The sequence below is a fragment of the Thermogutta sp. genome (assembly GCF_039793925.1).
Lineage (GTDB): Bacteria > Planctomycetota > Planctomycetia > Pirellulales > Thermoguttaceae > Thermogutta.
The window spans coordinates 1-6,762 of the sequence record NZ_JBAMME010000165.1; the positions used below are offsets into that span (position 1 = coordinate 1).

The 6,762-nt window shown below is 58.1% G+C and carries 3 protein-coding genes; all 3 read left to right on the forward strand.

The annotated features are described in order from the left end of the window. Positions 1-236 precede the first annotated feature (236 nt). The 3 genes from ABJK56_RS06345 to ABJK56_RS06355 all read left to right on the forward strand — a co-directional run bounded on the left by ABJK56_RS06345 (position 237) and on the right by ABJK56_RS06355 (position 6,246). Positions 237-1,292, forward strand: a complete 1,056-nt coding sequence (locus tag ABJK56_RS06345; RefSeq protein WP_347243822.1) for a WD40 repeat domain-containing protein — start codon at positions 237-239, stop codon at positions 1,290-1,292. 112 nt (positions 1,293-1,404) lie between these two features. After that, positions 1,405-5,157, forward strand: coding sequence for an SdrD B-like domain-containing protein (locus tag ABJK56_RS06350; RefSeq protein ID WP_347243823.1), 3,753 nt, complete (start codon positions 1,405-1,407; stop codon positions 5,155-5,157). Positions 5,158-5,427: 270 nt separating this feature from the next. Then, a complete protein-coding gene (locus ABJK56_RS06355; RefSeq protein ID WP_347243824.1) occupies positions 5,428-6,246 on the forward strand; it encodes a tetratricopeptide repeat protein in 819 nt (272 codons plus the stop codon). The last annotated feature ends 516 nt before the right edge of the window (positions 6,247-6,762 follow it).

Here is a 6,762-nt window from a genome sequence, read left to right on the forward strand (position 1 = left end):
CCTCCCAGCCTGATCAATTCGCCAGACAGCGACGCAGCTAGTCCCCAGGTCCCCCATTCGGCCGCTACAATCAACACAATCCTTACACTCTTCCTCGTCAAAAGACGCAGACTAATCCGAGTTAATCACTCAAACGGCGTTTGACGGCTGAAATAACTCTCTGCTTGCCGATTTCTAAGAAAGGACCGGCTTGCTGCCGGCATCGCCGTTACCTGCACTCTCCAGGAAGTTCCGAGATGAAGATCCAGTGGAATAGGTTTCCGTATCTCGCCCTTCCGGTACTGGTATGGGCTGTTTTCCAAGGGTTCCTATCGGCCCAGACGCCTACCGTTTTCAGCTCGTTTCATGTCGTGGATATGAAAAAACGGGGGGAGTCGCGGGCCCCTGTCATCACCGCTCTGGATATGGATACGGCCCACAACCTCCTCGCCACCGCAGGGGACGATCATCAGATTCGGCTGTTTGGGTCGGGTGGGGATCGACTTCTGGCCACCTGGCCGAGCGAAGGCTGGGTGTATGATCTGAGCTTTGATCCCACCGGCCGATGTCTGGCAGCCGTTAACGAATGGGGTGTGCTCACGCTTTGGGACTGGCAGTCCGCAAAACAACTGTATCGGCTCCAAGTATCTGAATCCGCTTTGAGGGCCGTTTCGTTCAGCCCTGATGGCCAATTGATCGCCCTCGCGGGGTTTGACCCAAAATTGACTATCCTCGAAGCGATCACCGGGCGGATGGTGCGACAGTTTTCAACCGGCGTGCGGGACTTGCGGGACGTGGCCTTCTCGCCGGATGGCCGATTTGTTGCGGTCACAGGAGGAAGTGGCCGACTCCAGCTCTGGGAAGTTTCGAGCGGTCGTCTCGTGCTGGACCAGACGGTCGCGCCCCGCCGCCAGCGTGCCCTGGCCTTTGCACCGACGGGAGAACTTCTGGCCGTTGGCGGTGAGGATGGACGCGTGCGAGTCTTCGCTCTGTCGGCGTCGTCATTCCAGCTCGTCTCCAGCATGGAATTGGATGAAGGGCAAATCACCACGCTCACGTTTTGTAACGGCGGACAAGAAATTGCCGCGGGCACGTCCCGCAACGAAATCCGCGTCTTTGAACTCCTCACCGGCCGAGAAATCGGACGACTGCGCGGTCATACGGGCACCGTCGCCCGGCTCGTATGGACCGGAGAGCAGGGGGTACTCGCCTCGGGAAGTTACGACACGACGATTCGATTCTGGCAACTCCCAGCCGCCACGGTGGTCGGAGAACGCCCCGCAAACACCGCACCCCGATCCGTTCGCCAGTAAGCCCGGAAGCGTGAATGGATACACCTTGAAAATGACCACAGCCCGGCCTAAGGGCTTTTCTGATCTGTAGAAAAACCAAACACGGAGGCACAACCTCGCACGGAGGACGAGTGTGAAACGCATAATGACACGTCTATTCGGGAACATCCGCTATGCCGGTCGGCGATCGAAGTCGGTCCTGCGCTACCGCCGGTGCCACTTCGAACAGATGGAAGCCCGCATGCTCCTATCGGCTTCGCCGATCCATTTGGGCATGGTCTATTACGAAGACGCCACTGGCACTGACGAAAGTGGCGATACGTTTGAGCTCACTTTCCAGGGCGGTGCCCCCGGCACCCAACTCACCCGAATCATTATTGACACCGATAAACTCGGCGACGGCCTGACGATCGGGGATTGTTTCTTCGATACGTCCCCGGATGGGTTGGGGGCTTTTGGTTATGGCCCCTTCAAGGTGATCTCCGCCGACGGCATTGATAGCTACTCCGTGTCGGTAGTGGATGGGGGCACAAAACTCGTTCTGGACTTCGTCGGCTTTGACGCCGGGGAACGATTTGTCTTCAGCATTGACGTGGATGAAATGGGCTTTCTGGGGCCCAATGCCGTGGCCGAAGGAAATGAATTTGAAGGTTCCCGGCTGACAGCGCTTTTCGTCGCGCCGCATTATTACGACGCGTCGGGCGACGATATGTTTATCGATGCTTACGACACAAAACTCGTAGCTTCGGGTTTGACACTCCCTTCCGATAGCTACAGTCCGCCACTGGCAGAACCCGAACCCGTCCGCACAGCCGGGGCGTTTATCAGCCTGAACCAAACTCCTTTGCCAGTGGCTATCAGTGGGCGCGTTTTTGAAGATCCCAACCTGGATGTGGTTTTCAACTCGGGCGATCGGCCGCTCCCCGAAGTAACACTCCAGCTATGGCAAAAGGAGGAGAACACGGGAGAATACGTTTTCACGGGACGCACAACAACCACCGACAGCGACGGCTTCTACCGCTTTGACAATTTATTGCCCGGCACATACCGCGTGGTGGAGCAGCAGCCGGACGGCTATCTCAGCGTGGGCGCAGCGGCGGGAGCGGTCAACGGCACCCAGCGCGGTACCGTCCACTCCGCGGATGTCATTTCAGAAATCACGCTTCTGGGTGGTGATGAAAGCCTTGGAAACAATTTCGCAGAGGTTCGGCCGGCCCGGCTCTCCGGTCACGTCTATCACGACATCAACAATAACGGTCTCCGTGAAGAGGGCGAAACCGGAATCCCAGGCGTGACTATTGTGGTCATTCGCGAAGCTGATCGCTTTGCCCCTCAGCAGTCCTGGACAGTGACCACCACAGCGGACGGAAGCTGGGCCGTCGCCGGACTCTATCCCGGTACTTATCGCGTGGAAGAGACACAACCTGCTGACTATATCGACGGCCTGGATCGAGCCGGGTCGCTCGGCGGAGAAGCGCAAAACCCCGGCGATGCGATCACTCAGATTCACGTGCCGGTGGCTGGAGTGGGCACCGAGTATGACTTTGGCGAAATCTTGCCGGCATCACTGTCCGGATGGGTCTATTCCGACCTCAACCTCAACTGCCAGTATGATGCCGGAGAACCCACGCTGCCCGGCGTGACGATCCAACTTCGGCACGCAAATGGGAGTTTACTCGCCACAGCCGTTACCGATGCAAACGGACGTTATGAGTTCACTGGTCTTCTTCCGGGAACTTACACGCTGACCGAGATCCAACCGGACGCTTACTTCGATGGCTGCGACCACGCGGGAACAGCGGGCGGGGAGCTTCTCCAGCCGGATACGATTGCCAATATTGTGCTCCTATCGGGAACCGAAGGCCGCCAGTACCTCTTCGGGGAAATTGCCCCGGTAAGCCTCGCGGGACGGGTGGTCTCGGATGAAAACGCGAATGATCTCATCGACGCCGAAGATCAACCGATCTCCGGCGTGACCATCGAACTGTATACGTCTGAAGGAAAGCTCGTGGCCACAACCACCACCGACGCCAATGGGCGATACCGATTCGAGAATCTTTTTCCGGGTTATTATTCGGTAGTGGAGATCCAGCCGAAGGGCTACCTCGACGGCGCTGACTTTGTGGGAACGGCGGGCGGCGAAATAGACGGCAACGACCGCATCGCCAACGTGAAACTGCCTCCTGGGGTGTCTGGGGAAGAGTACAACTTCGCCGAAATTCGGCCGGCAAGCATTAGCGGCTACGTGTTTCAAGATGGCCCCGCGATCACGTATGTTTGGGGGCAACCGCGTCCTGACCCATTCCAGCTCCGCGATGGCCGTCGCACGCCAGATGATACGCCTCTGACCGGTGTCCAAATCGAATTGCGCGATGCCCAGGGACGACCCGTTCTGGACGCCTCGGGCAAGCCACTGGTCGCCTACACGGATGAGAACGGATTTTATCAGTTCACCAACCTTCGGCCGGGGGTTTACACCATCCGGGAAATTCAACCGGCAGGATACGAAGACGGTCCCGATACAGCGGGTAATCTGGGGGGACTGGCGATCAATCCCGGGATGGATCTGGGCGCTCTTCCGCCACTCGCGTTTGATCCCCAGTATGACGCGATTCTCTTTGTGACGCTGGGCGCTGGTAGCGCGGGAGAAGAGTACAACTTTGCCGAGGTGATTGTGACGGCGATTCCGCCTTTCATTCCGCCATTCACCCCACCCCCGTCGCCACCACTTCCAGCACCACGATCTCCAGTAATTCCACCGGATAGCACACCGATCATTTTGCAGATTTCTCCCGTGTTGCCCAACCAGCCGACTCTTCCCCGTTTTGCCGGAAGTGCGGGAACCGTCGAATACACCTGGCACCTGAGCGTTATCAACGGGGGAGCGCCGCGACACCGCGAGGATGGCCTGCGGCAGGTGACTATTCGGGAAGCCAGCTATTTCGACCCCGCGCGATGGGAAGGCCTGCCACTCGATCGTGGCGAATGGAAAATCCTTGATCTTACCACGGGTGAGGTGACAACTCTCGGCACGCTCGGCACGGAGGCGGCTTTACCCGTCGTTGCCGATTTTGCGGGAGTGCGGCACGCCCAACTTGGTGTTTTCTTCGGCGGAATGTTCTTCATCGACCTGAACGGCAATGGAGTCTGGGACGAAGGCGACCTGTGGATCAAGCTGGGCAGGGACGGCGATCAGCCTGTCGCCGGTGACTGGGATGGCGACGGCAAGGCCGACGTGGGGGTATTTGGACCAGCGTGGCTTGGCGATGATCGGGCGTTGCGGGTGGAGCCGGGGCTTCCCGACGCCCAAAATCGGCTCGTGGCGCTGCGCCCCAGAAATCTGCCTCCCACTCCGGCCCAGGCCCCTGACGAAAGGCGGATCCTCAAGCAAGGAGCTGCCGGACCCGCTCGTGAAGACCTTGTCGACCACGTCTTCATGTACGGCGAGCCTGGGGACTTTGCCGTGGTCGGCGACTGGAATGGAGACGGAATCGCCACCATCGGCGTCTTCCGCGGAGGTGTGTGGTATCTCGACATGGATGGCGACGGACGCTGGGGCGAGAAAGACCGACTTGCGTTCTTTGGCCAAGCGGGTGATATTCCCGTCGTGGGTGATTGGACTGGCGATGGAATCACCAAGCTCGGCGTGTATCGCGAGGGCCGATTTATCCTCGATACCGACGGTGACTTCCGACTCACAGAAGTAGATAAAGTGTTCCTGCTGGGCGGAAAAGGCGATCGGCCATTCGCTGCAGACTTCAATGGAGACGGCAAGGCCGAGGTGGGCGTCTATCGCAGTCGCGGCCCGCAGGACAGTGGTTCTCCACCAATACCCCAGATGGCGCGTCCCCGAGTGGCAGAACCTGCCCCCAACGTCGGAGATTGAAAGTCTTCCCGGAATTGCCTTTTCTGTCGTCCACACATTGGGGTCGTCCCGCTGGCGTGGTGCCCAGGCAAACACCCCATATGGGTGGCGTGCCCCAATTGCCGAAAACCAGATTGTTGCGGGAAGCGTGTCTCAGTCCTAAACTGATCCAAAGAGGGTTCACGTCGTCGGAGGATCTTGATCTTCTCCCGTGAGTGCGTGTTCCAGTCGCCCTCGGCAGGCCGCCGGGGAAAAAATAGTCGTTGGCTCGGTCTCATCGTGAGTACGGTCATGCCTGCGCTGAAAGGTTTGTGGAATAAGATCGCGGCCGCCCTGAAACCGACAGCCCCGGCCGCTCCGCCGGTGGATCCCGCCCAGCAACAGGCGGAAAAACTGATCGCCGAGGGAATGGAACTTTTAGAAGGGGGAAATTCAGAAGAGGCCTTGACGCGATTTCATCAGGCCGTTCGCACGGCGCCCAAGTGTGCCCGCGCATACTATGCGCGGGGTCTGGCTTACTATACCAGGGGACAGTACCAGTGGGCCATCGGCGATCTGACGACAGCCATCCGCCTCAATCCCCAAATGGCCGAGGCCTATTGCACACGCGGTCTCGCGTGCACTGCCAAGGGTGATTACGATTGGGCGATTGCCGACTTCAATGAGGCCCTGCGACTCAACCCGAACCTTGGGGAAGCGTATAACGGTCGTGGCGTGGCCTATTTTGGGAAAAAACTGTACGACCCGGCAATTGCCGATTTCACGGTGGCGATCCAGCTCAATCCGCAGGATGCCAACGCTTATTTCAACCGGGGGTTTGCATACGCACTCAAAGAGGATTTTCACAACGCGCTGGCGGACTACACGCGGGCAATAGAACTCGATCCCCGGCACTATCGGGCATACAACAACCGCGGCACGATCTATCAGGCGTTCCGCCAACTCGACAAGGCCCTGGCCGACTTCGACCAGGCTATTCGTCTGAAGCCCGACCTGGCGGACGCTTATAACAACCGGGCACTCGTCTATCAGATGCTGGGCGAAGAGGAGAAAGCCCGCGCAGATTTCGAAATGGCCTATAAGTTGGGTTTTCGCCGGGAAACTCGTTGAGTCGCCGGAAAATGCAACCGGGCACGACGAGTGTGCCCCTTTGCATCTCGGAGGGACCCGCTTGTCAGGTCTGCATTAAACGGAAGGGCATCATGAATCGCCCCTGCAGTACTTTGGGTATCGCAACCTTGTCTCTCCAGTGGGGGCCAATTCAGGAATTGCCCGTGTAACACGTTGACCCTTTCGCCTGCCCAGTGCAAAAAGTGGCGAAGGATAGCGCAAAGAGAAACGGAAATCAGCACAAAAGGAGCATAATAACCCAATCAATCTCGTAAGTTTCGCTTCGGAAAAGATATCTTCATGGGGGAGGTATCTTTCTGTCGAAAAAAATGCAAGGTGAGGGCTTGCCTAAAGATCTTCTTTAGGCTAAAGTTCTCATTGTCGTGAGAATGAACCGGTGGGCCCTCCATCGAGCCGGTGCATTCTTTGGGAGTTCGGACGTTTTATGAGATTTGAGCCACTCCTCGTCAAGGTCATCGCACCGGCGATTGGGTGCTCATCTCATAAGACTCTCCG